Below are 922 nucleotides of genomic sequence, written 5' to 3'. Positions count from 1 at the left end.
CTGACCCATCATGTTGAAATCAACCTCCGTATGCCATCAGGGCTTGGTTCGTGAAAGAAATGAAGATAGCGTTGTAGCCAATGAAACTCTGGGCCTGTGGGTGGTTGCTGATGGCGTCGGCGGAAATGCGCATGGTGATGTCGCGAGTCAATTAGTCGTTCAAACAATTGAACGACGGATTCGTCAGGGAAAGTCGCTGCGAGAGTCTGTTGAAGATGCAAATTCTGCACTGATATCTGCGGCACGAAGTCAGCAAGAATTGGAGGGAATGGCTAGCACTGTTGTGGTTAGTCTGTTTCATGGGCATCAATTTGAGCTAGCCTGGGTTGGGGATAGTCGTGCCTATTTGATAGATAGTGAGGGTCTGTCTCAATTATCCACAGACCACAATCTTGCTAATGAGTTACTTCAACAGGGTATTATTTCTGAAGGTGAATCTCGGACTCATGCTGGGCAGCATGAGCTGACTCAAGCGATGGGACAGATGAATCTGGAAAAAATTCCCAAGGTTTTAGGCGAATTGCACGAAGGTGATATCCTGCTTTTATGTACAGACGGTTTGTCTGGTCCATTGGAAGAAAGTACGATCTTTCAAACAGTTTGTGATAGCCCTTCTTTGGATGAGGCTGGAGAGACACTATTAGATTTGGTGTTGGAGGCAGGCGCACCAGATAACGTGAGCTTTTCTTTAATTCAGTTTCAGGAAGATGTCCGTCAAATTCGGGCGTCGGATTTTAACTCTAAATCTAAAAACAAAACTGCAAGCATCGTCCCGCCTAAGCTTGAAGGTACTTACCGCCACGCGTTTGATAAAAGAGCTTATTTGCGTCATCTCAAAGGTAGGTCGATGATGTTGGCTTTGGTCTTGTTCGCAATAGTGTTTTTGATTTTCTTTATCTAGTTTCTAAGGACGGAAGAACAA

General features: G+C 45.0%; 1 protein-coding gene. It reads left to right on the top strand.

Translation table 11 applies throughout. The annotated features are described in order from the left end of the window. The first annotated feature begins 10 nt into the window (after positions 1 to 10). Positions 11 to 901 carry a PP2C family serine/threonine-protein phosphatase gene (locus A3756_RS17910; protein ID WP_068508396.1) on the top strand — a complete coding sequence of 297 codons (891 nt, stop codon included), beginning with the start codon at positions 11 to 13 and terminating at the stop codon, positions 899 to 901. The last annotated feature ends 21 nt before the right edge of the window (positions 902 to 922 follow it).

This window comes from Oleiphilus sp. HI0086 (assembly GCF_001635225.1).
The sequence above is the reverse complement of the archived record's forward strand: the minus strand, read 5'-3'. Positions and strand labels throughout refer to the sequence as shown.

Bases quoted from the DNA above. Each gene is read 5' to 3' on its own strand.
- A3756_RS17910 (WP_068508396.1), top strand. From the start codon at position 11: ATGTTGAAATCAACCTCCGTATGCCATCAGGGCTTGGTTCGTGAAAGA.